At 57.3% G+C, this 25,258-nt stretch carries 23 protein-coding genes and 3 pseudogenes; 8 read left to right on the top strand and 18 right to left on the bottom strand.

Annotation, left to right across the window (positions count from 1 at the left end; translation table 11 throughout):
• Positions 1-20 precede the first annotated feature (20 nt).
• The 8 genes from FNU76_RS22985 to FNU76_RS22950 form a co-directional block, all read right to left on the bottom strand.
• The gene (locus tag FNU76_RS22985; protein ID WP_144280361.1) at positions 21-548 is read right to left on the bottom strand and encodes a GNAT family N-acetyltransferase; all 528 of its coding nucleotides are present in this window, start codon (positions 546-548) and stop codon (positions 21-23) included.
• A 22-nt stretch (positions 549-570) separates the two neighbouring features.
• Positions 571-1,056: a DUF3291 domain-containing protein gene (locus tag FNU76_RS22980; RefSeq protein ID WP_144280360.1), complete on the bottom strand. Its 486-nt coding sequence runs from the start codon at positions 1,054-1,056 to the stop codon at positions 571-573.
• A gap of 80 nt (positions 1,057-1,136) precedes the next feature.
• Complete coding sequence (locus FNU76_RS22975; RefSeq protein ID WP_144280359.1) at positions 1,137-1,790, bottom strand: thiol:disulfide interchange protein DsbA/DsbL; 654 nt, start codon at positions 1,788-1,790, stop codon at positions 1,137-1,139.
• Positions 1,791-1,973: 183 nt separating this feature from the next.
• Positions 1,974-2,570 carry a hypothetical protein gene (locus FNU76_RS22970; RefSeq protein WP_144280358.1) on the bottom strand — a complete coding sequence of 199 codons (597 nt, stop codon included), beginning with the start codon at positions 2,568-2,570 and terminating at the stop codon, positions 1,974-1,976.
• Positions 2,571-2,619: 49 nt separating this feature from the next.
• Positions 2,620-3,831, bottom strand: coding sequence for a sterol desaturase family protein (locus FNU76_RS22965; RefSeq protein WP_223879153.1), 1,212 nt, complete (start codon positions 3,829-3,831; stop codon positions 2,620-2,622).
• Between the two features lie 404 nt (positions 3,832-4,235).
• The gene (locus tag FNU76_RS22960) at positions 4,236-4,652 is read right to left on the bottom strand and encodes a type II toxin-antitoxin system VapC family toxin (protein ID WP_223879152.1); all 417 of its coding nucleotides are present in this window, start codon (positions 4,650-4,652) and stop codon (positions 4,236-4,238) included.
• A complete protein-coding gene (locus FNU76_RS22955; RefSeq protein WP_144280356.1) occupies positions 4,649-4,876 on the bottom strand; it encodes a type II toxin-antitoxin system Phd/YefM family antitoxin in 228 nt (75 codons plus the stop codon). The genes FNU76_RS22960 and FNU76_RS22955 overlap by 4 nt, the downstream gene beginning before the upstream one ends.
• Before the next feature lie 29 nt (positions 4,877-4,905).
• The gene (locus tag FNU76_RS22950; protein ID WP_308418585.1) at positions 4,906-6,240 is read right to left on the bottom strand and encodes a trehalase family glycosidase; all 1,335 of its coding nucleotides are present in this window, start codon (positions 6,238-6,240) and stop codon (positions 4,906-4,908) included.
• Between the two features lie 631 nt (positions 6,241-6,871).
• Here FNU76_RS22950 and FNU76_RS22945 point away from each other — a divergent pair.
• From FNU76_RS22945 to FNU76_RS22935, 3 genes are all read left to right on the top strand, one after another.
• A complete protein-coding gene (locus FNU76_RS22945; RefSeq protein WP_144280354.1) occupies positions 6,872-7,729 on the top strand; it encodes a hypothetical protein in 858 nt (285 codons plus the stop codon).
• A gap of 213 nt (positions 7,730-7,942) precedes the next feature.
• Positions 7,943-8,179, top strand: coding sequence for an antitoxin (locus FNU76_RS22940; protein ID WP_144280353.1), 237 nt, complete (start codon positions 7,943-7,945; stop codon positions 8,177-8,179).
• The gene (locus FNU76_RS22935; protein WP_144280352.1) at positions 8,179-8,580 is read left to right on the top strand and encodes a type II toxin-antitoxin system VapC family toxin; all 402 of its coding nucleotides are present in this window, start codon (positions 8,179-8,181) and stop codon (positions 8,578-8,580) included. Before FNU76_RS22940 ends, FNU76_RS22935 begins: the two co-directional genes overlap by 1 nt.
• 6 nt (positions 8,581-8,586) lie before the next feature.
• Here FNU76_RS22935 and FNU76_RS22930 read toward each other — a convergent pair.
• Positions 8,587-9,389, bottom strand: a pseudogene (locus tag FNU76_RS22930) (IS5 family transposase).
• A 231-nt stretch (positions 9,390-9,620) separates the two neighbouring features.
• On the opposite strand from FNU76_RS22930, the gene FNU76_RS22925 reads away from it, so the two are divergent.
• Positions 9,621-10,103 carry a DUF3060 domain-containing protein gene (locus FNU76_RS22925; RefSeq protein ID WP_144280797.1) on the top strand — a complete coding sequence of 161 codons (483 nt, stop codon included), beginning with the start codon at positions 9,621-9,623 and terminating at the stop codon, positions 10,101-10,103.
• A 72-nt stretch (positions 10,104-10,175) separates the two neighbouring features.
• Here the strand turns inward: FNU76_RS22925 and FNU76_RS22920 are convergent.
• Positions 10,176-10,316 (bottom strand): annotated as a pseudogene (locus tag FNU76_RS22920) (IS256 family transposase); the annotation flags it as partial.
• Positions 10,317-12,054: 1,738 nt separating this feature from the next.
• Between FNU76_RS22920 and FNU76_RS22915 the strand changes: the two are divergent.
• Both FNU76_RS22915 and FNU76_RS22910 read left to right on the top strand, forming a co-directional pair.
• Complete coding sequence (locus FNU76_RS22915; protein ID WP_144280351.1) at positions 12,055-12,513, top strand: RICIN domain-containing protein; 459 nt, start codon at positions 12,055-12,057, stop codon at positions 12,511-12,513.
• A 145-nt stretch (positions 12,514-12,658) separates the two neighbouring features.
• Entirely contained in the window at positions 12,659-13,675 is a 1,017-nt protein-coding gene (locus tag FNU76_RS22910) for a hypothetical protein (protein WP_144280350.1), read from the top strand.
• Between the two features lie 142 nt (positions 13,676-13,817).
• On the opposite strand, the pseudogene FNU76_RS22905 reads toward FNU76_RS22910, so the two are convergent.
• Positions 13,818-14,746 (bottom strand): annotated as a pseudogene (locus FNU76_RS22905) (pyridoxal-phosphate dependent enzyme).
• A 281-nt stretch (positions 14,747-15,027) separates the two neighbouring features.
• On the opposite strand from FNU76_RS22905, the gene FNU76_RS25355 reads away from it, so the two are divergent.
• Positions 15,028-15,252: a leucine-rich repeat domain-containing protein gene (locus tag FNU76_RS25355; protein WP_144280796.1), complete on the top strand. Its 225-nt coding sequence runs from the start codon at positions 15,028-15,030 to the stop codon at positions 15,250-15,252.
• A 42-nt stretch (positions 15,253-15,294) separates the two neighbouring features.
• Here FNU76_RS25355 and FNU76_RS22895 read toward each other — a convergent pair whose 3' ends face one another.
• The 3 genes from FNU76_RS22895 to FNU76_RS22885 all read right to left on the bottom strand — a co-directional run bounded on the left by FNU76_RS22895 (position 15,295) and on the right by FNU76_RS22885 (position 19,569).
• Positions 15,295-15,687, bottom strand: coding sequence for a DUF2750 domain-containing protein (locus FNU76_RS22895; RefSeq protein ID WP_144280349.1), 393 nt, complete (start codon positions 15,685-15,687; stop codon positions 15,295-15,297).
• A gap of 142 nt (positions 15,688-15,829) precedes the next feature.
• On the bottom strand, positions 15,830-18,619 hold the full coding sequence (locus FNU76_RS22890) for a cation-translocating P-type ATPase (RefSeq protein ID WP_144280348.1): 2,790 nt from the start codon (positions 18,617-18,619) through the stop codon (positions 15,830-15,832).
• Between the two features lie 71 nt (positions 18,620-18,690).
• Positions 18,691-19,569, bottom strand: a complete 879-nt coding sequence (locus FNU76_RS22885) for a LysR family transcriptional regulator (RefSeq protein ID WP_144280347.1) — start codon at positions 19,567-19,569, stop codon at positions 18,691-18,693.
• Between the two features lie 144 nt (positions 19,570-19,713).
• Between FNU76_RS22885 and FNU76_RS22880 the strand changes: the two genes are divergently transcribed.
• Positions 19,714-20,718 (top strand): zinc-dependent alcohol dehydrogenase family protein, encoded by a 1,005-nt coding sequence (locus FNU76_RS22880; protein ID WP_144280346.1) that lies wholly within the window; start codon positions 19,714-19,716, stop codon positions 20,716-20,718.
• A gap of 30 nt (positions 20,719-20,748) precedes the next feature.
• Here FNU76_RS22880 and FNU76_RS22875 read toward each other — a convergent pair whose 3' ends face one another.
• From FNU76_RS22875 to FNU76_RS22860, 4 genes are all read right to left on the bottom strand, one after another.
• On the bottom strand, positions 20,749-21,423 hold the full coding sequence (locus tag FNU76_RS22875; protein WP_308418584.1) for a response regulator: 675 nt from the start codon (positions 21,421-21,423) through the stop codon (positions 20,749-20,751).
• A 2-nt stretch (positions 21,424-21,425) separates the two neighbouring features.
• Positions 21,426-22,847: an ATP-binding protein gene (locus tag FNU76_RS22870; protein ID WP_223879151.1), complete on the bottom strand. Its 1,422-nt coding sequence runs from the start codon at positions 22,845-22,847 to the stop codon at positions 21,426-21,428.
• A gap of 114 nt (positions 22,848-22,961) precedes the next feature.
• The gene (locus tag FNU76_RS22865) at positions 22,962-24,071 is read right to left on the bottom strand and encodes a Vps62-related protein (RefSeq protein ID WP_144280344.1); all 1,110 of its coding nucleotides are present in this window, start codon (positions 24,069-24,071) and stop codon (positions 22,962-22,964) included.
• Between the two features lie 129 nt (positions 24,072-24,200).
• On the bottom strand, positions 24,201-25,052 hold the full coding sequence (locus FNU76_RS22860) for a CPBP family intramembrane glutamic endopeptidase (protein ID WP_144280343.1): 852 nt from the start codon (positions 25,050-25,052) through the stop codon (positions 24,201-24,203).
• Positions 25,053-25,258: the final 206 nt, after the last annotated feature.

Genomic DNA, 25,258 nt, shown 5'->3' with positions numbered 1-25,258 from the left:
CCTTACGGACTAGGCGTCGCTCAGGCTCCGCCTGCATGCGTGCGGGTTGCACGTAAATCCAAGGCCATATGGTATTCGTCGTAGCTTTGGCCGTTTACCCGCAGCGAATCGGGCTCGCAACCCCAACTGACAAAGCCCAGGCGCTGGTAGAGCGTGAAGGCCGCCTGGTTGTTGCGTTCTACGCCCAATTGCAGCCAGTCTGCCTCCAGCTCGTCCCGCGCGCTGCGTATGACCGCCTCGACCAGTTGCCGGCCAATGCCTCTCTGGCGGGCGCTGGGCACGACATACATGGCGAACAGGCTGGTCCGATGCCGTGCTTTTGCCGCACTCTCGCGCCGGGCGGTGGCGGTACCGAGCAACTGCCCGCCTTCCTCCGCCACCCAGACGCGATTGAGTGGATCGATCAGCTTCGCGGCAACGGTGGCTAGCGGCATATCGCGCTCTTCTTGATAGCTGCTGCCAAAGGCTTCCGGATGGTTTTGCAGGGCTTCCAGGCGGATGGCCTGCCAGAGGGCGGCATCATCGCCGCTGGCAAGTCGGATCAGCATCGCCAGTCCTCATTCAATTTGGTTAGACGGAAAGCGATACTACCTCGGTCACGTCGCTTGTCGGCATCGGAAAAGGCTTCGCAAAGGAAAACACGGCGGGGGAGGGCCCTTCGCGCCAAAGCTGTTCCAATCGCTCGCGAGCCTCTTGGCCCGTGGGCGTGTAGCCGGCCGGTATCCACCATAATGCCAGCACCGGTCTTTCAAACTTATCGAACCACTGCTTACGATCCTTAAGCACTTGCAGATGGTCGCCGGTGTAGACGTATTTCTGGAGATCCTCGAGCGATTCCCAGACCGACATGTTCACCAGCAGCAGCGGATCTTCAAACAGCTGGATATCGGTGGCATCGCCAGCTTCGGTCTTGAGCCGCCAGACAAAACCGGGGCTGCGCTCGGCCAAGGCATTGATGCTATCGAGCTGATCGGCGAAGCCTTTCATCACCGGCTGGTCCATCGGGGCTTTGGCCTTGCCGATATTGACTTGTGCCAAGTGGAATTTGGGTTGCATGGTTTTCCTTGCGATCGGGGAGGGGACCGCAAGCAGATGGAGGCATTTTGGCCAATTCAAAGCCCTGGTCACGCCTGTCGTTACTGTCCCTTGCCGGCCTTGCGCTCGCGGGCAATCAGTTCGTCGATTAAGGCGAACATGCGCTGCTCGCTGCCGGCTTGGTGTGGCGAGGTAACAAACTTGCCGTTGATGATGAAGGTCGGAACGCCTTCGATTCGGTAGGTTTTGGTCAATTGCTTGGCACGACCGAGTTGTGCACCAATGCCGAATGACTTGTAGGCGGCTTCGAACTGGCTGCGATTGATGCCTTGCTTGGCGACCCAGTCGAACAGCACTTGCTCGTCACGCAGCTCAATCTTGGAGGCAACCGCATCGAATACCGCGCGATTGTACTTGGGCAGCAGGCCCATCAAGCGCAAGGTGATGAAGAGCTTGGCATGGCCTGTCATATCACTGCGGCCGTCCCACAATGCATGCTCGCGGCGGAACACCACATCCTTGGGCAGCGTCTTCTCCCATGCGCCGACCGTGTGTTCTACCTGGTAGCAATGAGGGCAGCCATACCAGAAAAATTCGATCACTTCGATCTTGCCTGGTGTTTCTACCGGCTGTGGATTGGCCAAGGGCATGATAGGCGCATCGCTGCTGTGATCTCCAGCGGCGAAGGCAGTGCCCCCTGCTAGCGCCAGGCCCAGGGCAAGCATGGCGCGGCCAAACATTCGCTTGGTAATCATCTAACGTATTCCTCGTAGTTGCGTTGGATAGAGAGAAAAACAGCTTTCTTGCAATTGCGTTTTAATTGCGGCCGCCAAGACTTGGTGACCAGCGCCATTTCACACCCTGGAGTAGCTATAGAGTCAAGCCATGAGCTCATAATATTTTCTATCGTATGCTTTTTCCGTACACTCTAAACCGTCTTAGCCGGGAACCTTCTGCAAGTCCGCCACAAATGCCGCCAAGATAGTATCCAGCGCGGATTGGGTAGAGAGCTGAAAAGCTTCCCTGACGAGCAGCGGGCCGGTGAGTATCGGGCCCAAGGCGAATTTTGCCCCCTGCGGAGTGCCAACGCCGATGTAGTCGCGGTTGACGATCTCCCTGCCAGCGCGTGTTGCGGTGATGTTCATGGTCATTTGGGCGCTGTAATCGGTGAATTCGTAGCGCTTGAGATCGAATTTGACGGCTATATCGGCATTCTTCAGGTCCGCGGACCTGGTCAGCTTGCCAAATGCCTGCTGCACATCCTTGGAGGCCAAGGTATCGTCGAGCATTTTCGCTATTTCAACGATCCAGACATGGGCATAACCAACCAGGACGGAGCGAAATTCATAGTGATGATTGCGGGTACTTTCCGTCAAGTCATAGGCGACGACGGCATTGGTTTTCGGCAGCGGGTTCGAACTGGGATGCGTTTGCAGGAAACTCACGTAATTGTCCGCTATCCTGTGTTGGATGGCGCAACCGCTGAGATTGCCCGCGAGAAGCAAGATTGCCGCAAGGGTAAGAGTATTCCGCATTGGATTTCTTTCCGTCATCGCTTGGTGGTTGAAACTGGAACCCGGACGGCTACTTCTGCGAACGGAATGGAGACATCTGCTGTCTCACAAAGCCATCCGGCATATAATCGCCCACGACACCGTATTTCTCTGGGAAGCCCGTTTGCCCCTTGATCGCCGTACCAAAAAAATGATCAAGGAAGGCATAGTGTGCTGCGTAATTCTTGTCAATTGCCACATCATCCGATGAATGGTGCCAGTGATGAAAATCCGGCGTGACGATCAGGTATTTGAACGGCCCCCACGGCAAATGCACGTTCGCATGATTGAACACAGCCTGGAAGCCAACCACAATGATGTAGACATCCATCACGGCCTTGTCAAAACCCAGCACATACAAGGCACCCAGGACACCGACGCGTGTGCAGATCAATTCAAGGATATGCTGGCGTGAACCGGCTAGCCAGTCCATGGTTTTAACCGAGTGATGGACGGCATGGAAGCGCCACAAAAATGGAATCTCATGGTAAGCACGATGCGTCCAATACTGCACTAGATCAGCTGCCAGAATACACAGCAACAATTGCGGCAGGAAATAAATGGACTGCACAAAATCGCGCACACTGTCGTGCGCCATCCAGCCAAACAGGCGGTGAATAGCGAAATTTACCGTCAACAACGCCAAGCCGACAATGAAATGATTGACGGCAAAGTGCACCATATCGGTTTGCCATTCACGGCGGAAAATCAACTGCCCTTTATAAAGCGGGAATAATTTCTCTATGACTACAAAAATGATGGTGGAACCCAGCAAGTCAAGGATAAACCAGTCCAAACCTATATATGGCGTATGATCAGGAAAATCGGCAATCGGCACATGCGATCCGCCCAAAGCCACCGCAGCAATAACCAGGGTAGCCGCTACCGCATTCAAACCACGCCGGCGATTTAGCAGCACATTTAATGTGCTGATCACGCCAGACAAGACCAATGCCGCAAACAGAATATGACGTATCACATCGGGCGAGTAGTTTTTACGCAATTCAGGTGTGGTCAGATACTGTGGGAAGTGGAAAGCAATCACCCCCAGCAAGCATAGGAATGACAGCGTCAACGCCAGCACACCACTGGCGAGGCCCGTACCTGGCTTCAGGGGCCCGCTTTGATCCAGCAATTCTGTGGTTTCGCTAACGGCTCCGGCAACATTGCCAAGCACGGCTTTGGCAGGGTCAACCAGAATTTTCCCAAGCGATTTTTCTGGAACTTCTGGCTTCATTATCATTATTAATATCCCTGGCAGGATGGGTTCGGCTGGATTTCATGGAAGTATACACAAGGGAGCATCTAAGCTTTGCCACTGCAACTCCATGCTTGGTAATGATGAGAGGTTCCCTGGCAGCATGGCGTAAAGTGATTCCGCACGGACGGGACAACAGTAGTACTCGAACTGTAGCCTCACCGTTTTTCATTGCAAGCGTGGCCAGAGATCACCATGGCAATTACGCTGAAGTGCAGTCGGTGCCGGAGCGCTGCTGGCGGGGGAGCGTGGTGCGCGTGCTGCACTGATGGCAGTGCGGAGACGTAAGGCTCAGGCTTTTCGGTAATTTGGTCAAGTCAAGCCATGGGTCGAGGTTTCCTATGCGGGGTAGGGTAGGGATAAAGGGAGAATATTGTTCCGTGCGGGCGTCACTTACAGGCCCTCTTCGCATTGAAGTGCCCCTGTTCGGCATAGCCGAGCAGCAAGCTATCCTCCGTTATCAATAGCGCCTCCAGATGCCTTGCCGTTGCAACAATCATCCGATCCGCTGGATCGGGGTGGCAATTCCACGGTAGTCGAGTGCTTGCCACCGCGATCGCAGGATCGAGCTGGGTCAGTTTGATGCCAGGCAATGCCATCGCTTGTTCTATCCATTCGCCTACATCACGATCCAGTGCAAGTCTTCCTTTGCTGACCAACATCGCGATTTCCCATGGTGTGATCGCTGCGACGCGGAGCGTGTTCCTTGCCGCGGCCTCATCGATGAGCTGGAGGGCATTTGGTGATAGACATCGGTTGCCCTCCAATAACCAAACCAACACATGCGTATCGATTAGAACGGTCAAAGCGTCGCCTCCCAGTCGTTATCTAGTGGCGAAACGATATCGTCCGTAGCACGGACACTGCCTTTCAAGGCGCCGAACAGCCGGGTTTCCGAGGGAATGGGTACCAGCTTCGCCACTGCGACCCCGTGCTTGGTGATGACAAGAGGCTCTCTGGTCGCTGCAACATCATCAATGAGTTTCAAGCAACGCGCTTTGAATTCACCGGCTCCAATTGTTGCTTCCATGTACATGCTCCTATGGTCATTGCCTATAGTCACAATCCTACCGCAATTGGGCTGTGGAGGGCAAAATGGGTTCCGCGAGGCGGCCTGCTGCCGGATACAGCGAGGCCCATTACTGCAAGATACTGCAATGGCGCCCAGCCATTGGGTTCATCCCATTGCTGTCCCGTGCAGACCGTCGTAGTGGCAAGGCCGCCGGGTCGCAGCAGCCGGGCGCGCAATGTTGATGCGATGGCGCGCGCCTGTGCCTTGGTCGCTATGCCGAAGTAGAGCGGATAGACGGTGGCGGCGCTCAGCCGATGCGTGAGCCGCTTGCTTATGAAGTTGTAATCGCCGTACGCCCCAAGCTGGCGGTCCCACAGTAGCCTGCGAATCGCACGAATGCGTACCGCCGCACGCCGTTCGAAGTTCGCCATCTGCTTGAAATCACCCTGTAGGCGGTATGCCCTTGCAAGCGTACGTTCGTGATCGGCAAGTAAACAGTTCAAATCCACCGGAATCAGCGAGACGACCTCAATCGTTGCAAGCGTTTTGCCATCGGCAAACCAACGTGAACTGAAATCCCATCCAGTTTCGGCTGCCGCGCGAAGATTACGCCACATATCTTCCTGCTTGCGTCGGGGTGCCTCCTGCGCGGTGATCAGGTCCTCCCGGTAAGACTCGTCGCGAGGTGTCGCGAGATCGTCCCAATGGCGGTTCAACCATGTACCTTTGCTAAGGCGCACGAGATGACGCCAAGTGGCGCCGGGAGCGATCAGCCCCTGGCCATCCATCCAATATGCATACTCTCTGTTCAGGGCGGGTAGATATTGCAGATATACGCGATCGCCTTCGTATACCGCGGCGAGTTGCACCATTTGCGCAAAGAGTGGTGGTTGCGAGCGGCTTAGGTAGTAGGAACGATTTCCATTGGGGACGTGTCCATAGCGATCGATCAAGTCCGCAATGTTGCGCAGCCCGTCCTTCATTAAATCCCGACGGTCACTCCGTACCAGACCCAGCATGATGAAGTACGAGTCCCAGTAGTAGATTTCATCAAAACGGCCACCCGCCACGAGGTAAGGGTAGAAAAGCGGCAGCAATGATGAGCAGGGGTGCGTATTTACGCCGGGATCGCGGCGAAGAAATTGCCACAACGTGTCGATATGCGCGGTGATGCCTTGCTTTGCAACGGGGACATAGTGATTGGATTGCCGTGCCGACGGGGTGAAATGCGTTTCGATAAACTCCTTCAGCTCAAAGTCAGCTGTATTCTTCCTATTCGCATATTCCTCCGCGATCTGCTGTGGTGGACGGATCGCCACCATGTCGGCGAATGCCTTGCTATCGGGGTAAAGGCCGGAAAGTTCGACGTCGTGATACAACATGCCATACAACACCGACGGGGGCATGGGTGTGACGGGGTCGGCACACTTCGCCGCAACGCTTTGCGCGACAGCGGAATGCGAGACGGAAAGTAGGGCGAGTGGCCATAGGTGTCGAAGGGTGACGAGTGACATCGGCATAGCAAACCCTTTAGTGGAACACTTGGTTGTGTTCACTAACAGCAAAACGTCTTGCCGGCTGTCGTGTAGCTCAATCCTGTCGTCAACTTGACATAATAAACATTATGCGAAAGTACGGTAGTTTCTAGAGTGTTGCGTGTTTTAGTCCAACTTTCCTATAACCATCCTGTCGTGCCTGCCACGCTGCGCGGTCCTGTACTGGTGGATCATCGTCATGTACCACGTTACTGGGCGACGGTCTGGTCAATCATGTCCGGTTCCCAATTGGTGCCGGCGACACACCGAGACATCGTTGCAGGAAGTCGGGTGCTTTCCTACCCCAATTGGGCAATTTCTTGCCCAGGCTTCTCCGTCCTCCCTCCGTGCAACTCAGGGTTTGAGGTGCGGGAGTGTTGGCATGCCTTTTGCGCAGAGTCGCAAGAGCCCCCAATCAAAAGAAGGGGCGACTGATGAAATGGACAAGTCCAAACAAGGCAAGCCATAAGGAGGAAACATGAAGCGCAAAAAACAACCGCCACCCGCTCATCCGGCCCAGTACTTCATGGTATCGCCTCACCGCGATACCGAAAATTTCTTCGCCAACGCGGTCGGCATGACTGCGCATAAGTTCTCCAGAGGGAAAGCTGGCATTACCCCGGTGTTTAAAGATGATGCCCAGCGGGCCAGCTTCTATGACCGGGCTGTGGCCGAGCGGCGCAGCCTATACATACCGTCGTTCTTCAGTTCCGCCGCATCTCACCGCTACCGCGCAGCGGAACACTTGGCCAACGCATCCTGGGGCGGCCGCTTTGGCAGCCAGGGTATCAGTGGGGCCGAAGCCGGAACTCCTCTTAGTAAGCGAACCAATCGTGCGCTAGCCGACTTTCGCGGAGTAAGTGCCACACAGCCGCGCGTCTATGTGCAGGCCCACGGCGCACCCGGCGGCGAATCTTCCAGGCTCCAGAGCGATACAAGAGAAGAGGCTCGGGTCGGTGACGTAAGCCGTATGCTTTCAAAGATGAAACTACCGCCCCAAGCCGATGTACGAGTCAACTCATGCTGGGGCGGTGCCGGAAAAAACTATGGGCGTGAAAACACGGATTGGCAAAGCCGCTTCCGGGCAGGGAGCCTTGCCGAAGTCTCGGACGTACATAACAGTTTCGCTGCGAAGCTGCATAAAGAATTGCGCAACAGCATGGGTTTCAAAGGCTGGACTTCCGGCTATTTGGCAAGCACCACCCAGGCCGCGTTAACGGTTCAGAAGAGCAACGGCACAACGGGTCAACATATGGGAGCGGTCGTGGAAAACGCCAATACGCGTAACGAGCTTGCGGTCAGGCGCAAGGACATGCGTGTCACTTTCTCAAGCTGAGAGCCATTGAAGTACCGGCTCGTTGCTGTAGAACGACTGGACCTGCAGGAAGTCGAGAACCGCATTCACGTGGCGAACGCGGTCTGTTTGACCGGATACGCGACCTGGATGCGGTCAAACAGGCCGAGCGACTTCCGCACTCAATGACTTTCCATCCGCACACTTTGGTTTGATGCTACAGTACATCCATGTACACACTGCAGTGAGGATGCTTTGCACACCACGAAAATTTTCCGCAACGGCAACTCACAGGCTGTACGCATCCCGGCTGAACTCTCCTACCCTCGCACCGATATCGAGTTGGAGATTGAGCGCGTCGGCGACGAGTTGCGCATTCGCCCTGCGCGGCAATCTCTCGCAGGCCTCATGGAGCGGTTTGCCAGATTTTCGCCGGAATTCATGGCCGAAGGTCGAGGGGAGCATGACCAAGACGAAAGGGATACGATTTGATGCCTCGTTACATGCTCGATACCAATATGTGCATCTACCTGATGAAGAATCAGCCTGAGGCAGTGTCGCAACGTTTCGCTCAATGCTATGTCGGCGACGTGGTGATCTCTGCCATCACCTTGGCAGAATTGGAGTTTGGTGTATCAGTGTGCGCCGATTCCGAGCGGGAACGACAAAACCTTGATGCACTCATTGAACTGATCGAGGTGAAGCCGTTTGAAGGCAATGCGGCTCGTTTCTATGGCCCTGCCCGCAAGGCAACGCGAGATAGGAAATCGGATCATTTGGACAAACTTATCGCTGCGCATGCGATGTCGTTGGGTGCGACGCTTGTAACGAACAATGAGAGCGACTTTGCAGCTTATCCCGGACTGGTCGTCGAAAACTGGATAAAGGGTTAAGAGCCGCTAACAAAACCTATTCACAAAACGCAAACAAATCAACGAACACGCCAGCTTGAGCAAGGCGTAATGCGTATCGAGACTTCGCTCAAAGCGGATGCGTAGCTTCCCAAAGCCAGCGAACCAGGCATGCGTCCGCTCCACCACCCAGCGGTGCTGGCCCAGCCGCTCGCTGCTTTCGACGCCCCGCCTGGCAATTCGCGCCAGCGTGCCCCGCTTGCGGAGATAGGCCCGACAACGTGGGAAGTCATACCCATTATCGGCATGGAGCTTGTCAGGTCGGCGCCGAGGTCGGCCAGCTAGCCCGGGAACGGAGGGCAACAAATCCAACAAGGGTTCGAACGCTATCGAATCATGCCGGTTTGCCCATGTGACCAGCACTGCCAATGGAACGCCTCGGCGATCCACAACGATATGGCGCTTGCTGCCTAGCTTGCCTCTATCTGTTGGGTTCGGTCCAGTCTGTTCGCCCCCCGGGGGCTGGCGACACTGGCGCCATCAATACTGGCACGGCTCCAATCGATCTGGTCGTGCTGTCGCAATTGGGTGAGTAAGGCTAGATGCAGGCGCTCCCATAAACCTTGGGCTTGCCACTCTCGCAGGCGCCGCCAACAGGTCATGCCGCTACCGAAGCCCATCTCCTTAGGTAAATCCTCCCAAGGAATGCCCGTGCTCAGGACGAAAAGAATGCCATTGAAGGCCGCTCGATCATCCAGGCGCGGACGGCCTCATTGGCGTGAACGTGGCTGGACGGGCAGCAGCGGCTGCAGTGACTTCCATAATTGCTGGCTGATGAGAGCTCGCTTCATGCCCCATCAGGCAAGGCAGCTGGTTGCTTTGTTCCCCGAGGTTTTGTTAGCAGCTCTAAGTGGAGGGGCGATCTACTGTTGCAGGCCAAATAGAGATTTCCGCTTCGGCTGCCGATAACACGGGTACTCAAAATGTAAATACTACACCTTGCGTCGCCGGCAGGCACCCTGTCTACTGGCATCAGTTTAGTCAGACAACCCGAACTCTTTGAGATGCAATAAGGCAGAGCGATGACAATCCAAAAACATATACTCGCGGTTTTACTATTGGCAAGCAGCAGTGCCTACAATGCTTATGCCGGTGATGTATCGGTGACGATGCCGGGCATCAGTGTCAAGACGCAGGATAACGGTGCCAATGCAAATGTGAATGTCAAAGCGCCTGGGGCGAGCGTGAATGCGGTTCAGAGCAATGGCGCCGGTAAGCAAGCTAGGCGCATTGATGGCGGACACATAATGGGTAATGACATGAGCAAATCTACGCAATGCAATGGTCAGCCTGTGAGCATACAGGGCAATGGTAACCAGATCAGCCTCAGCGGAGCTTGCCCCCAGGTCAATGTGAACGGGAATGAAAACCAGATTACGATAGAGCAACTGGGCAAGGTGCAGGTGGTGGGTAACGATAACCAGGTCAGGTGGGCACAGGCATTGAATGGACAAAAGCCGCAGGTGCAGAGCTCGGGTAATGATAACCAGATCAGCAGGCAGTAAGCGGACAGACTGATTTATGTTTTGAAAAGGGTGTGGATACCCGAGGTGGGTAAAAGACCTTCTTGAGGAGTCAGGGCCGTCCTCGGTCAGGATGGTCTTGGCGTCCCTGCCGTTGCGTTGATTGGTAGAGGTGATCGGCTTGGCGGCACCGGGTAGATAGCCAAGATGATGGTTCATCTCGGCGCCGAGCGCCCTTTCAATCAACGCTTTCTTCATGCCTTGAACACGAAATTACTGACAGGCCCCCTTCCCTCTCACGTGCTGCATTTGTTCCAGCGGCCGCCGGCTAGGGTGCGCTAGCAGCCTCACCTAAGGTTCTCGCAAGGTAGCGCAGCCTGTAAAAATATTCGACGGCGTCTTTCATTGTCGGAAGCACTTCAGGGGTGTCATGGGTGAGCGCATTTCGTCGGTCCAGCGGCATTGGCGATGAAGCCGTCGATGAACAATGCGAAGTAGCCAGCGACAACACCTGGTCCTGTGCCGGCGCCGACCACGACCAGTGCGCGTGCAAGCGGCATGAGCTAGATCTGTAGCGAGAGTAGCCGGCCGGCGGGGTGCTTGCCAGCTTTTCCCACCGGCGGCGAGACGAGCCAGGCCTGGTGCTTGGAAAGCCAGCATCGTGTCGCAAGGACGCGAGGCAGACCGGAAGTTTTGAAATGGCTGGGGACCGGCAATCTCAGCTTGGCCTACACAATTGGTACTCCGCAACACCCTGTCTGTGTAATGGTCATATTTCATTACCCTAATCGAGTGTTTTCCCACCCGCTTCGGGTGTTTTTCTACCCCCTGGCCGACCGATGTCACCGCCTACCCCCAGCAAAATCAAGCCCTCGCCGCGTATACCTCAGGGCATGGTTCTTGCGCACGGCACGGCGGTGCTGAGCGGCTTGCACAAGTGGCAAAGCTGCCGGCCAGCGTTCAAAGGATGACTGGGGGAAACCGGTGGACAGACGAGGAGGCAAATCAGCGGCCAAGGCAAGCGCCAACGTAGAAGTAGTGGGCCGAAAACGCGGCCGGGCGGATAGCTCGGGCAACTCTGCAGCCGGCAGCGGGGACAGCCAGGTGCATGTGCACAAGGGGGCTCGCACTACGCGGGGTTCCAATATGTCGTCCGAGTCGCGCCACCCCCCTCCACCTTCCCCTCCTGCCGCGGCCTCTCCCCGTGGTACGCAGGCGCACAGCCTGTCGCATATGCCGCCCTCGTCGCCGCGGCCTACTTCGCCGGGCTTGTCGGCGATGCCGGTCAAGGCGGCTTGACGAAAACGGCAGGGCCGGGGCCAGGATTATCTTCAGCACCGAATAATTTATTGAAGACAATGGAAGGCAATGTCAACAAGAGGGCATATGTATTCTATTATATTCATTTATAAATTTATAATTCTCATTCACTCATAAGTTAACTTAAGCCCACCAATCAGTCCATTACCCGGGAGATGGCGGAATCTATATCCATACCTTCGCGGAGCACGCCTATCATTTTTACCAGCCGCCTTGACTTTCCGTTGGCCGCGCCTGATCCAAATGGTGACCCAGCCCCCCTACTCTTCCGTCTCCGCGACGACTCCCCAATCTGGAGGATGCGTCCATCTTTGTCTTGGCGTAGATTGAAAACCAATTTCGTTACCGAGGCGTTCTGTGGCGGCATCATTCGGCGCACCAAGTCGTTACTGCCAACGCCGTCGGCATCGCCTCAATAAAATGAAATTCCAGATTTTCCATGCGCGGCCAAGACTGCATGACACGATGGATGTTGACACTTTGAAAACAGGTTCTAAGGTAATTAGCAGCGGAAGCCTGCATCAAAATCCTTTGCCTCAAAGAAATGAGGCCCCTGGCCTTTAAAGGCCAAATGGATGCTCGGTTTGCCGCTTTTGTGCTGTAACGAGTGTTTGTACCGCTGCGCGCTTGTAAGACGCATAAGCGCTAACCTGCATCAACCAAGGAGCTAAAAATGCGAACAATCAGGAGGAAAGTTTTTTTCAGCACAGTGGTGGCAGCAGCCATTCAGGTATTGATTCCGGGCACTGCCCACGCGGCAAGTGAATTCACCAATGTTGCCACGCTTCTTTGCCTAGACAGCAATTGGAGCGGCTCTGTATACACGATGGGGTGCAATTCAGGTAATTATCAGCGCTGGAATCTTTATTTCAATTCTTATGGCATAGAGATGAGGAATGTGGCAACCAATCGCTGCCTGGACAGCAATACGTCCGGTCATACTTACACGCTCGGATGCAATGGCGGTAACTATCAACGCTGGCGTCATACCTATGTCAGCAACGGCGGTGGCTCATGGCGCATGACCAACGTCTCGACATTGAGATGTTTGGACAGCAATGCTGCCGGTAATACTTATACGCTCGGATGCAATGGCGGTAACTTCCAGCACTGGTATAGACGTTCGCTGTAAACCACGCTTCACCCTTTGGGATCAGAGTATTGTGGTCCCAAAGGGTGGTGTCTTATGGACAGATTCAACTTATAAAATCAGCCTCGCATGCGAAAGGACTTGCTGCTCGCAGCACCTCTACGCGTGCGATTTGGGGGGTAATTCAATGCGTACTTATTCGACTTCGTATGTAGCCAGTTTTGCTGCGCTTGCTGCAAGCATGGGCTTTGGCACGGCCTGGGCCGTCAAAGATGGTTCACCTTCCCCGCTTACTATCGAGAGTAAGGCGGTACCCCCCTTTCTTCCTGAAGCCCCGGTTGCTCAACCGATCGTACAACGCATACAGCACGCAGTTGTGCGTGCTACGCGTGGCGTGCCGACTTCTTTTGAAGATGCGCTTAACCGTGCGCTTGCTGCCCACCGTGACGACCCAGACCCAGAAGCATGGAACACACTCATGCAGACATTGCAGACCGATGCTACGGCACGCATGCAGGTGATGCGCCGCCTTACACAGGAACCAGACGCCGAAATGCGAGACAGATTGCAAACACTCTTGAATGGTAATGCTGCGCCAGATGTACAAGCGTTCGCCGTGCGTCTTGCAAGCAGCAACAATATTACGCAGCGACGTGAAGGCTTCGGCCTCATGGCTTCGCTTCCCCATACGGCGGAAAGCTATCGCCTGGTTGCACAAACGCTTGAACAGGAACAAGACCCCTCTGTGCTGTCTGGTGCGCTACTCAACTTAATGCAACCGGGGATAATTGAACCTGCGGAGTCGCGCGCAATGGTTGAACGCGTACGTAACCTGACACAACATTCCGATCCGAACATACGTGCTACAAGTCTCATGGCGCTCTTGCAATGGAACAAGTCAGGAGAAACCTTAACACCCAATGTCAATCAAGGGCTTGCCGATAGCGCACCACAAGTACGGCAGGTGGCGCTCGATATGATCATCAGCGGCAACATTCGCTCTGAAGGCTTCAAAGCGCCGCTGTTCAATATTTTGCGTAACGCTAACGAAGACCCCTCAATACGCTTAGGTTCTTTGTATGCGCTCAATTACTTTACGCTGAGTAACGCCGAATATGCATCCTACGAGCAATTGCGACCGGAAATCGATCGATTAACACAAGAGAAAAAAATGTCGGAGAAAACGGCAATGCTACCTCATTAAGCAGCTCATCAAAGCATCGGGCATGATGGGTGCCAAGGTGGTCAATTGTAGATACCGAACCAAATAGTCTTGGCACCCGTCTCGCCGTCGCTTTTTCTTTCTGGAAATGCGTTCAGCCTGGCATGCAATAATCGGTGCGGTTTTACGGTTTATCCAGCTGCGCTGCCCAAGTACGGATTTGATCAATGGTAGTCGTAGCCCCACCACACACGATCACCAACACTTTGTTGTATCTAGCCAGTTCTGGCGCTTGGTCATAGACCGCAGCAAGCGCTGCCCCACAAGCTGGTTCAACCAGAACGCGATGATCCGCCAAAAAGCGCTCGCAGGCAGTGACGGCACTATGATCCGTTACGACGAGGCTATGGATGGGATGTGAATTGGCACAAAGCAATGCCTGCTCACACACTCGTTTCGCGGCTAGGGATGTTGCAACGCTATTGATACGCTCCAACTCCACCGTACGGCCCGCGCGGACCACCGCATTAAATGAAGCGGCGCCTTCGGTCTCTACCGCCAGTACCGGAACGTCCCCCCACTGATTGCGCTGTAGCCCCTCGACGACACCGGCAAGCAAGCCCCTCCTCCCACTGCCAGTACTACGGCATCCGGCTTGAATGGCGTTCGGGCGACTTCATCGATCATGGTGGCATGGCCATGCCATAGCAACGCATTATCAAAAGGATGTAGAAAGGCGTCGGTCGGCCCAAGCAAGGTTTGTGCGAACTGATTGGCCTCTTGCCATGAACCGCCGTGTACCAAGACCTCCGCCCCCTCCAGCCGGAGCAACTCCTTGGCTCTTTCCGTGGTCGTCTCCGGCACGACTACCGTCACGGGAATGCCGAGGCGACGCCCGGCATAGGCGACAGCAATACCGGCGTTACCACCGGACGATGAGACGAAGCGCTGGGCACCTTGGCTCTGGTATACCGTACAGGCATGGCCGATGCCGCGAATCTTGAAAGATCCGGGTGGTTGCAAGGCATCGAGCTTGAGCCATATGGCTCGGCCTGAGAGGACGCTTAAAGGGCGCGATTCCAATAACGGCGTTTCAATATGCAGGTTGCTCACTTGCTTACCTTAAAGAACTAACATGTTGATATCTTGGCATGCCGGCTGGCTGGTGGATGTATTCCCCGGACAGGTCAACCTGGTAAGAAAAATGAGAAAGTATCGCATGAAACACAGAAGACGGCTATCAGCGAGGGCCTGAATATAAAATGAGAGGATTGATTTTTTCAGCGATCCGAGAGACTCGCTGATCTATATTTCACCGGGCCTCCCTGAGAGTTTACATACCATGCATGTTGTTAACATAGCGGGATTAAAAGTATCTAACTCAACCCACGCGAATCAACACCGGCCTTACCGCGCTCCACTTGAATCATAATCCGATTGGTACCAGCGGAGCGCAGATATTGGCCACGGCGCTCGCCGTCAATACTTATATTGCCGAGTTTGATCTGGCCAGCAATAATCTGATACGCATGGATGTGCGGCAGGTAATGGACACGTCATTGCAACGTAATCGAATAAACGCATATGGGCAGTTTTGTTTTGTAAATTCAATTAAATAGAAATTTTAGATGTGGCAAATGCCAGATGCGCTCAATGTTTTGTTACCCCGCCAGAGCCTCGGCCAGCACTGCAGGCTCAAGTTCGATACCCGCAAGCTCGGCATTGAAATTCACACCAACCAATACTCCCTCTTCTTGCATATTGCTTAGCCAGTATTCAATGAATTCATCGAGTTCGATTGATGTGGCTACGTACTTTGCCCATTCCGCCACGGCGTGACGGCGCGCATAGGCTTGATCAGACCAGAATACGAACACGCTAATGTCCGATTCCAAATCGTCGTCGCCTTCGGTGTTATTGGATAAGCAATAGGCCCACTTATCCTCCCCGTCTTCTTTCCACCGTAAACCCCAAACCTTTCCTGACTGACGAGCACGGGTGATAAATCGCTGCTTATCGCTTTCCAAATCCGCCATTAAGTGTATGGCCATCATTTATCCTTCCATTCCATTGGAAATCCATTGACGCAGTTTGAGCCTCCCAGCCAAATCGCTCCACCATGAAATCCACAAAGCTTCGCATTTTTGGTTAACGGTAGCGATCCGGCAGGTAAACCATATGCATGGGACGACTACGCTATTTTTTTGCGCGTCTTCTCAAAAACTTACGTAATTCACTGAACCACAGTACGACACTCCCCATCGCGCCGCAGACCAGCCACTGGTCCAGCGTCAACGGTGCGGTGCCGAAGGCCAGGTTCAGTAGATCGAGGTGCACCACCCCCACCTGCAATATGCCGGAAAGCGCAACCGCGCCCCAGAGCCAGCGGTTGGTCGTTGGATGGGTGAATGCACTGGCGGTTTCCGAACGGGCATTGAAGCAATTGAATAAATGTGCGAATACCAGCACGGTGAATCCAGCCGTGCGTGCGTTGGCAAGGTCTCGCTCGCCTTCGATCAATCCGCCCGGCAGATACATGTCCATCGTGAGCAGTGTCACCACCGCCACGACCGCGCCGATCGCGACCACGCCCCACCACATGTCGGCATCGATCACCCGCTCGCCCGATTGGCGGGGCTTGCGCGCCATGACGTCGTCGCCGGCAGGGTCGATTCCCATCGCCAGCGCAGGCCATGAGTCGGTGATCAGGTTGAGCCAGAGGATCTGGGTTGCCAGCAATGGCAGCACCAGCGCACCGTCCGCGGTCGTCAGGCCGATGACGCCTGCGCCCACCACTCCCAGAAAAACCGTCAGCACCTCGCCCATATTGGAGGACAAAAGATAGCGCAGGAATTTGCGGATGTTGTCGAAGATGCCGCGCCCCTCGCGCACCGCCTCGACGATGGTCGCAAAGTTGTCGTCGGCCAGGATCATCCTGGCCGCGCCCTTTGCCACTTCGGTGCCGGTGATACCCATCGCCACGCCGATATCGGCCGCCTTCAGGGCCGGCGCATCGTTCACGCCGTCCCCCGTCATGGCGACGATGCTCCCGTCGGCCTGCAGGGCATCCACGATGCGCAGCTTGTGTGCCGGCGCGACGCGGGCGTAGACCGAGGTGTGGCGTACCGCTTCGGCAAAGGCCGCGTCGTCGAGCCGGTCAAGCTCGGTTCCGCTTAGCGCCACCGCCCCGGCGTCCACCAGCCCCAGGTCGGCTGCGATGCGCGTCGCGGTAAGCGGGTGATCGCCCGTGATCATGATGACCCGGATGCCGGCGCGACGCGCTTCGCGAATCGCCACCGCCGCTTCCTCGCGCGGCGGATCGATGATGCCCGCGGTGCCCACGAAGATAAGGTCCCGTTCCAGTGACTCCGTTGCTTGCGCATCCTCGTCCGCGGCGAGCGGGCGATAGGCGACCGCGAGCGTACGCAATGCGGCGCTGGAGAGGGTGTCGACGTCCGCAAGGAACTTCGCGCGCAGCGCTTCATCAAGCGCGACAACTTCCACCCCTACCCTCACCCGCGTGCATTGCCCCAGCAGGACGTCGGGTGCGCCTTTGCAGATCAATACCCGCTCGTCGCCGTGCTCATGGTCCAGCTCTATCGTCGACATCATCTTGCGCTCGGAGGTGAACGGGATTTCGCCGATGCGCTGGAACCGCCGCTCGCGCCGTTCGGTGATGCCCAGCTTGCGCTCCGCCACCAGAAACGCCGCCTCCGTAGGGTCGCCGTGAGCTTCCCATGCCCCCCCTTCCACCTGCCGCAGTGACGCATTGCCCGCCAGGCTGCCGCCGCTCAGCAGCGCGATATGCTCGGCAAGGACGGGACCGGATTGCAAGCGGGCACCTTTGTATTCCACCTGGCCTTCCGGTGCGTATCCCCCACCCGTGATGTCCGTCTCGCCAGAGGCGGTCATCACGCGCACGATAGTCATTTCCGAGCGGGTCAGCGTTCCCGTCTTGTCCGAACAGATGACCGAGGTGGCCCCCAGGGTCTCGACCGACGAGAGGTTCTTGATGATCGCGTTGTGCCGGGCCATGCGCTGAACCCCCAGCGCCAATACGACGGAGAGGATGGCCGGGAGCCCTTCGGGCACCGCCGCAACCGCCAGGGCGACACCGAGCAGTAGCACGCCGATGACTTCGCCGATACTGGCCGGCTTGGCGATCAGCAGGACCGTGCCCACCACGACGACGGCGATGACCAGTACCGCGATGCCGAGCATGCGGCCGATGTGGGCGATCTCCTTTTCCAGCGGTGTAGGCTGCTGGACCGTGGCAGCGAGCATGCCTGCAATCGAACCCATCTGCGTGGACATGCCCGTGGCGACGACCACGGCGCGACCGTTTCCCTGTGCGACAAAAGTACCGTTGAAGACCATATTGCGCTGGTCGCCCAATGCCGCTGGACCAGGTAGCGTCGCGGGGTCCTTGAGCGCTGCCTCGCTCTCACCGGTCAGTGAACTCTCCTGTACGCGCAGGGACGCGGCCTGGACCAGGCGGGCATCGGCCGCGATGGCATCGCCCTCGGCCAGCACCAGCATATCTCCCTTTACCAACTCCACGCTCTGTACGCGCTGCACCTGGCCATCGCGCACGACGGATGCGGCCGGTGCGTTCATTCGGGCCAATGCGGCCACGGCGTCGTGCGCCTTGGCTTCCTGCACATGGCCCAGCACCCCGTTCAGGACGACAATCAAAGCGATAACGATTGCATCCACGGGCCAACCTTCCCGTCCCTCGAATACCCAAGCTGTCAGCGAAATCACGATCGCTCCCAGCAAGAGATAGATAAGGGGGTCTTGGAAATGCGATAGCACGCGGCGCCAAGTGGCGATCCGGGGGGTGGCAAGAAGTTCGTTGGGTCCGTTTTGCGCAAGTCGTCGCTGCGCTTCGCCTGCGGTGAGTCCATTCGCCAGGTCTGCGCCGAGCAGCCGCGCAAGGTCGTCGATGTCGTCAGTCGAGGGGGTGTGCTTCGATGGTGATTCCATAGCGGAGTGTCGCCGCGAGCGGCACCCAAGTCCGTGCGGTATCGTACTCATAGGGAACTCGCGTGTGCCTCTCAGCCAAACCGCTCCACCATGAAATCCACAAAGCTACGCAGCTTGGGGGAACGGTAGCGATCCGGCAGGTAAACAATATGCATGGGACGGCTAGGTAGTTCGTAGGATGGCAGGAGCTGGACCAGGTGGCCAGCCTGGATATCCGCTTCCATCAGAATCGCGGGTTGCAGCACGATGCCAAGGCCATGCAGGGCTGCCACCCGTAGCGCCTGGCCGTGATTGACTTGCAGCCTACCCGAGACGGGCACGCTGCAGATGTCATCCTTATCCATCAAGCGCCACTGTGCCACGGCCACATGGCTGAAGGAAATGCACTCGTGGCGGCTCAGGTCCTGCGGCTGGCATGGCGTCCCCCGGCGCGCCAGGTAGTCCGGCGACGCGCAGATCATCAAACGGTACGGCGAGAGGGGCTTCGCGATCAGCGACGAGTCCGGTAGCTGGCCGATCCGGATGGCCGCTTCGAAGCCCTCCTCCACCAGATCCACCACCCGGTCGCACAAGGCCGCATCGATGCTCACCTCGGGGTGGCGCGCCATATACACCGACAAGGCCGGCATCAGCGCTTCCGTGCCGAAGGTAACGGGTGCGGTGATGCGCAATTTGCCGGCAGGCGCCAGCTGCAGGTTCTGCGCCTGCGCATCGGTCTCGGCCACCAGCCGGAGGATTTCCTTGCAGCGGGTGTAATAGTCCTCGCCGAACGTGGTCAGGTGCTGGCGTCGGGTGGTCCGGTTGAGCAATTGCATACCCAGCCGCTTCTCCAGCGTCCGCAGGTGGTTGCCCGCCATCGTTGCCGAGATGCCGCAAGCCACGGCAGCGGCACTCAGGCTGCCTCTTTCCACCGCCAAAACATACACCTTCATGCTGTCCAGCAAGTCCATTAAGCACTCAGACTTTCAAATGTATCAATAGAAACGCAGTTTATCTCGCATCAATACCAAATGAAACTGACGCTGTTCCTGCCGTCACGGGGGATGACAAAAAGCAGCCGGCCACCCTTCCCTATCCAATTTGAGGAGAAAAACATGAAAGCCATCGAACTCACCGCTCCCGCGCTGAATGCCTTCCGCCAGACCGAGTTGCCCGAGCCTAAGGTCGGCCGCGGCGAGGTGCTGGTGCGCCTGCGTGCCGCGACCCTGAACTTCCTGGATGTGGCCGTTGCGACAGGGCACTTTCCTGCGTCGGGTTTTCCGATGATTCCGGTTGCCGACGGTGCGGGCGAAGTAGCGGTATTGGGCGAAGGAGTCAGCGGGCTGTCGCTTGGCGACCGGGTGATCCCGCACTTCATGCCGAACTGGCAAGGTGGGGGCATCACGCCACACAATGTGGCCGCGCTACGTGGCGTCAACTTGCCCGGCTCCTTGGCCGAGTACGTGGCCGTACCGGTCGCCAGCCTGGTCGCCCTGCCTGCGCACCTCGACTTTGTTCACGGCGCGGCGCTCCCCATTGCCGCCACGACCGCCTGGAATGGCGTGCGCTCGGCTCAGGTACGGCCTGGATCGGTGGTTGTGCTGTTGGGAACCGGTGGGGTCAGCATCTTTGCCCTGCAGTTCGCCAAGGCTGCCGGCGCGACCGTCATTCTCGCCTCGTCATCCGACGAAAAATTGGCGCGTGCGCGCCAGTTGGGAGCCGACCATCTCATCAATTATCGCGCTATGCCGGCTTGGGATGAGGAAGTGCTCGAGCTTACCGAAGGCCGTGGCGCCGATTTGGTCGTGGAGACGGTCGGCGGGGCGAATTTTGCGCGTTCGCTCAATGCTGCCACCGTTGGCGGCACCGTATTTACGGTCGGATTTATCGGTGGCACCGCAGCGTCCATCGATATGCTGCCCATTATCGTCAAGGCATTGCGGATCGTCGGCAACAACACCGGTTCGGTTGCCGATCTGGCCGAGGCGACGCGGGCGATTGCCGCGCACCGCATCGTGCCGGTCATCGACCGGGTTTTCGGCATCGCCGAAACCAGCAGCGCGTATGCCGAACTCAGCGCGGGCGGGCGGCATTTCGGCAAGATCGCCATCGCACATTGATGCTGCACGCAGGGTGGCTAGCCCACCCTCTCAGCCTTCCGGCGGTTCGAATTTATAACCGACCCCGTACACCGACTGAATGTACTCATGTGCGGCCTCCCCTTCAGCCATTTTGCGGCGCAGCTTCTTTACATGGCTATCCACGGTGCGATCCGCCACCACGCGATTATCGTGGTAGATCTTGTCCATCAGTGCGTCGCGGGAAAAGATGCGGCCGGGGGATTGGGCCATCAAGCGTAGCAACTGGTATTCGATCTGGGTGAGGCCGAGCACCTGCCCCTTGAGGGTGGCGCGCAGCTTCTCGTCTTCGAATTGCAGGGGCGTATCGATTGCCGGCAGACCGGGCGTACGCCGCCGCAGTACGGCTTTGATTCGCGCCACGGTCTCGCGCATGCTGTACGGCTTGCAGATATAGTCGTCGGCGCCCAGCTCAAGACCCAGCAAGCGGTCGATCTCCTCGACGCGCGCGGTGGTGATCAGGATGGGTACATCGCTATGGCGGCGGATTTCGCGGCAGATGCTCAGGCCATCCACATTGGGCAGCATCAAGTCCAGGATGATGGCATCCGGCGTATTCGCCGCGACCCAAGGCAGTACCGCGCCGCCGTCGTCGAGCCAATGCGTTTGGAAGCCCGCCTGGCGCAGAAAATCCTGCAATAGGCCCGCCAACCGTTCTTCGTCTTCCACTATCAGTACGCGGTTCAAGATCAGGCTTCCAGAGAAGGTAAGTCGATGGTCAGGCACAGGCCGCCCAAGGGGCTATGGCCTGCATGGATCGTGCCGTCATGGGCGTGGACGATATTCGCCACGATGGCCAGGCCCAGGCCGGTGCCACCGGTCGCGCGGTGGCGGCTGGCATCGACGCGGTAGAAGCGCTCGAACAGATGTGGCAGCGCCTCTTCCGGCACACCCGGCGCGCTGTCTTGCCAAAGCAGCCGCCAACCGGTTGCGGTACGGTGCAGGCGAATATCCAGCACGCCCGGCGAGTCGGTATATCTCAGGCTATTCTGGCCCAGGTTGACGATCATTTGCGCGAGCTTGTCGGCATCCCCCTGCATGTGCGCATGGGGCGAGACATCGAGTTGGATGCGAATGCCGATGCGCTCGAAATGGCTGCGCAGACCATCCAGCTCATCCCGCAGCAATTCGCACAGGTCGATGGGCCGGAACTCATAGCGCATGGCCGCCCGGTCGCTGAGCAGCAGCTCCTTCAACTCGTCCACCAGCTTGGACATACGTGCTACCTGGCCGCCCAGCTGTTGATTGATGGATTGGTCGTAATGGCGCACCCCTTCCTGCAAGGCCTCCAACTCGCCCTGCAGCACACTGAGCGGGGTGCGCAGCTCATGGGCAAGGTCGGTCAGCCACTGTTGCTGGGCGTCGGAATGCTCCTGCAAGCTCGCGGCAAGCCGGTTGACGTTGACGGCGAGCCGGCCGAGCTCGTCATTTGAACCGGTAGGCAGGCGTACGCTGTTGTCGCGTGCCGCCAGGCGCGCCAAGGCTTCGTCTATCCGCTGTACCGGCCGCAGCAACAGCCGGGACAGCGGCCAGGACAGAATGATCGCCAGCATGGCGGCAGCACCGCAGCCCACCAGCAAAAGCCGCTGCAAGCTGCTGAAAAACACATTGTCCGCACTATTGAACTTGGCATCGCTGCGTACCGGCATGCGCCCGAGATAGCCGTACAAGTGGCCGTCGGTGCCGCGGATGGGAAATTTCTCCAACTTGTCGATGGGAAAACGCGGTCCCATCAATACCCGCTGCTGTTCGTCCAGCAACACGATGGGGACTTGTGGACGGTGGGGGAGCTGGGGCGGCGATCCGCCGGCTTGCTGGCTGGGCATCGCCGAGGGCGGCCTTTCCTTGCCGCGCGGGGGCTCGGGCATATTGGGCACGATGCTCTCCATCGCGCTACGCCAAGCGGGGGGTGACTCCAGGATTTGACGCCACTTCTCCGGCGTGGCGTAACGGGTCTGCAGCATATATTGCAGCCCAATGGCCATCTGGCGCTGGCTATGGTCGATAAAGGCGGTAAAACCCTGCTCGAAGCCCCACCGAACGGTGAAGTACATGGTAGCGACGATCAGCAAACCAAAACTGACCAGCGAGACCATCAGTTTGGTTCTCAATCCAGGGTGATGCATCCAAATCTCCATCCATGCGAGGCGCATTGCCACGCCACAGAGGCGGCCTTGGAGGCCGCCTTGTGCTTCAGCAAGTTTTGCAGTCAACCAGTCAGTGGATCAGTTGTCTTCACCATCCCACCAGCCGGTCTGCCAGGGGCCCGATGGGCCGGTACCGGTCTTGTAATCGTTCAACAACGGCGACGCCTTGAAGATAAAGGTCGCCAAGCCCACCATATCGCCGTCTTTTACGTGCGGGACATTGCCACGTGGGCTCTGTACGTTGGTATTGTCCACATTGATCCTGCCCCAGCGGCCGGGGAACTCGGTAATGGGGTTCGTGGGAGAGCTGCCGTCCGCGGTGGCCAGCATGCGAACCTTGCCCGAAGTATCCCAGGTCTTGCCGTTATTGTCGGTCAGGTCGCCGACCTTCAGGCTATACAGCCCTGCCGGCGTGGCGAAACCGGACGATGCCCAGCTCCAATCGCTATCGATGATGGTCGACGAGGAATAGAACTCGGTACCGGGGTGGGTGCCGTGGGAATTCTGCGCGACATAGACCTTGGGGCGATTGTTTACCCAGGTGACATCCTTGGGCGCCAGCCGTTGCTGCTTGCCATGGGCGTTCATATAGACGTCGGTGACTTCGCCGGTAGCGGCATTGATGCGCACGCTCATATGTTCCCAATCGCCGGGGTGGCGACCGAAATTGCACCACGCAAAGTTGTACTTGCTCATTTTGTCCCACACAAATTTCTTGGAGTGGGAGCGGAACATTTCGCAGTCGTTGTAGCCGTAGAGTGCCGCAAATTGCGCTTCGCGGTAGTTCACGCCATTCTTGCTGTATTTCACCACGTGGGCATAGATGGGCGCATTGCCGTCATAGTTGGCGCCATCGGCGCTGGCGTCGATATCCAGGTAGTAATCGTCTTTGTTGCCGAGGTTCGTGCCGGTAACCGTGGTCATTTCGGTAACGGTTTTCGGATAGGACTTCAGGATGTTGCCGAATTTATCCTTCAGCACCGAGTGTTGATAAAACGATTCGATAGAAATCGGAAAGCGCGTTTCACCCCCGGCGAACTGCATGACCGGCGCAAGCGCATTGGCCAGTTGCGTATCGTTCAGGCCGGGATTCACGCTGACCGCCGCGGCCGGCAGCGCGCCGCCCAGCAGGCCAAGCGCCAGCACGGCTGCGGAGAGTCTGGTGGGGATAGGCATCGTATTGGACATGCGATTTCTCCTGAGTGGGTTGTTCTGATTTTCATCGCCGGATCGGCTTGCCGGTTGCGATGAAGTGCAGAATACCGAGCGATTTCGCAGGAACTCAGGAGGAAAATGACAAGAAAATGGCAAGCTGGCTTAGTGTTTCGCCAATTCAAGCAGCGGGTAGGTGAACAGGAAGAAATGCAAGGCATTGAAGCCGAAGTGTGTCAGCCAGGCGGCCAGCAGGCCACCGCGTTGAAATGCCAAACCATAGCCTAGGCCTGCGATACCGGCGAGTACGATCATCTGCCAGCCGCCCCCGGCATGTGCCAGCCCGAACAAGAGCGAAGCGATCACCAGAGCAAGCGTGGCACCGTGGGCATGCCGCTCGAGCAGCCGTCCCAGGCCGCCCTGGATATAGCCACGGAACAAGGCCTCTTCGGTCAAGGTGACCAGGAATAGATTGTTCAGCAGCCAGATTCCGCTGTCGGACGGTAGTTTGGGTGCCCACGCAACTACGCCCAGCAGCAAGGCAGTCGCGAATCCAATCGATGCCGTAGCGAGCAAGCAGGCCGCGCCCCATTTCAGTGCCCGCAGGAGGTCGTGAACCGGGCGTATCCAAGGCAGTACCAGCAGCAACCAGAAGCCGGCCAAGGGCTTGTCGAGGTTCAGATACATCGTGAACGGCTGGGCGTCGGCGGTAAAACGCTGTGCGTCGATCACCAGCACGTTTTGAAAGCCTGGCAGCTTGTGCAGGCACAGGGCGATGGCCAGGATCAGGTACAGCGCATGGCCCAGGTAGCGGAAGTACGCTTTTCGTTGCGGCGATACGGCGTATGCGGCCAAGGCCAGTAGCGCGATGGGAAGCGTGGCCACGATGCCGAGCTGCCCGTTTATCAACGCGGCGCCATAGCCGACGGTTAGCAAGGCCAGCCCCAGCCAGCGAAGATTGAAAAGCGAGGTGGTCGGCGCAGCGAGGAAAATGGCTATCCATGGCAAAGCTAGCATGTCGGCTCCCGAATATCGCGCCCGGCAAGGTGGGCCGGTGGTTAAAGGATGTATCGATCGGGCGGGAGCATACCGCGACACCGGCAAAAGAGCAGATCGATAGCGTTGAATTGCGCGCTTTTTTTGAACTGTCCACAATGGCCTCCATCCTATTTCCCGTGATATGTCCAAGAACTCCACGCCGAACACGGTGCTGCTTTCGAAGG

The organism is Chitinimonas arctica (assembly GCF_007431345.1).
GTDB classification, from domain to species: domain Bacteria; phylum Pseudomonadota; class Gammaproteobacteria; order Burkholderiales; family Chitinimonadaceae; genus Chitinimonas; species Chitinimonas arctica.
This window is presented reverse-complemented; position numbering and strand designations above follow the sequence as displayed.

What these genes read in the sequence shown, in the direction of transcription:
- FNU76_RS22985 (WP_144280361.1), bottom strand. Translation starts at nt 548, where the DNA reads ATGCTGATCCGACTTGCCAGCGGCGATGATGCCGCCCTCTGGCAGGCC.
- FNU76_RS22980 (WP_144280360.1), bottom strand. Translation starts at nt 1,056, where the DNA reads ATGCAACCCAAATTCCACTTGGCACAAGTCAATATCGGCAAGGCCAAA.
- FNU76_RS22975 (WP_144280359.1), bottom strand. Translation starts at nt 1,790, where the DNA reads ATGATTACCAAGCGAATGTTTGGCCGCGCCATGCTTGCCCTGGGCCTG.
- FNU76_RS22970 (WP_144280358.1), bottom strand. Translation starts at nt 2,570, where the DNA reads ATGCGGAATACTCTTACCCTTGCGGCAATCTTGCTTCTCGCGGGCAAT.
- FNU76_RS22965 (WP_223879153.1), bottom strand. Translation starts at nt 3,831, where the DNA reads ATGATAATGAAGCCAGAAGTTCCAGAAAAATCGCTTGGGAAAATTCTG.
- FNU76_RS22955 (WP_144280356.1), bottom strand. Translation starts at nt 4,876, where the DNA reads ATGGAAGCAACAATTGGAGCCGGTGAATTCAAAGCGCGTTGCTTGAAA.
- FNU76_RS22950 (WP_308418585.1), bottom strand. Translation starts at nt 6,240, where the DNA reads ATGTTGTATCACGACGTCGAACTTTCCGGCCTTTACCCCGATAGCAAG.
- FNU76_RS22945 (WP_144280354.1), top strand. Translation starts at nt 6,872, where the DNA reads ATGAAGCGCAAAAAACAACCGCCACCCGCTCATCCGGCCCAGTACTTC.
- FNU76_RS22935 (WP_144280352.1), top strand. Translation starts at nt 8,179, where the DNA reads ATGCCTCGTTACATGCTCGATACCAATATGTGCATCTACCTGATGAAG.
- FNU76_RS22925 (WP_144280797.1), top strand. Translation starts at nt 9,621, where the DNA reads ATGACAATCCAAAAACATATACTCGCGGTTTTACTATTGGCAAGCAGC.
- FNU76_RS22915 (WP_144280351.1), top strand. Translation starts at nt 12,055, where the DNA reads ATGCGAACAATCAGGAGGAAAGTTTTTTTCAGCACAGTGGTGGCAGCA.
- FNU76_RS22910 (WP_144280350.1), top strand. Translation starts at nt 12,659, where the DNA reads ATGCGTACTTATTCGACTTCGTATGTAGCCAGTTTTGCTGCGCTTGCT.
- FNU76_RS22895 (WP_144280349.1), bottom strand. Translation starts at nt 15,687, where the DNA reads ATGATGGCCATACACTTAATGGCGGATTTGGAAAGCGATAAGCAGCGA.
- FNU76_RS22890 (WP_144280348.1), bottom strand. Translation starts at nt 18,619, where the DNA reads ATGGAATCACCATCGAAGCACACCCCCTCGACTGACGACATCGACGAC.
- FNU76_RS22885 (WP_144280347.1), bottom strand. Translation starts at nt 19,569, where the DNA reads ATGGACTTGCTGGACAGCATGAAGGTGTATGTTTTGGCGGTGGAAAGA.
- FNU76_RS22880 (WP_144280346.1), top strand. Translation starts at nt 19,714, where the DNA reads ATGAAAGCCATCGAACTCACCGCTCCCGCGCTGAATGCCTTCCGCCAG.
- FNU76_RS22865 (WP_144280344.1), bottom strand. Translation starts at nt 24,071, where the DNA reads ATGTCCAATACGATGCCTATCCCCACCAGACTCTCCGCAGCCGTGCTG.
- FNU76_RS22860 (WP_144280343.1), bottom strand. Translation starts at nt 25,052, where the DNA reads ATGCTAGCTTTGCCATGGATAGCCATTTTCCTCGCTGCGCCGACCACC.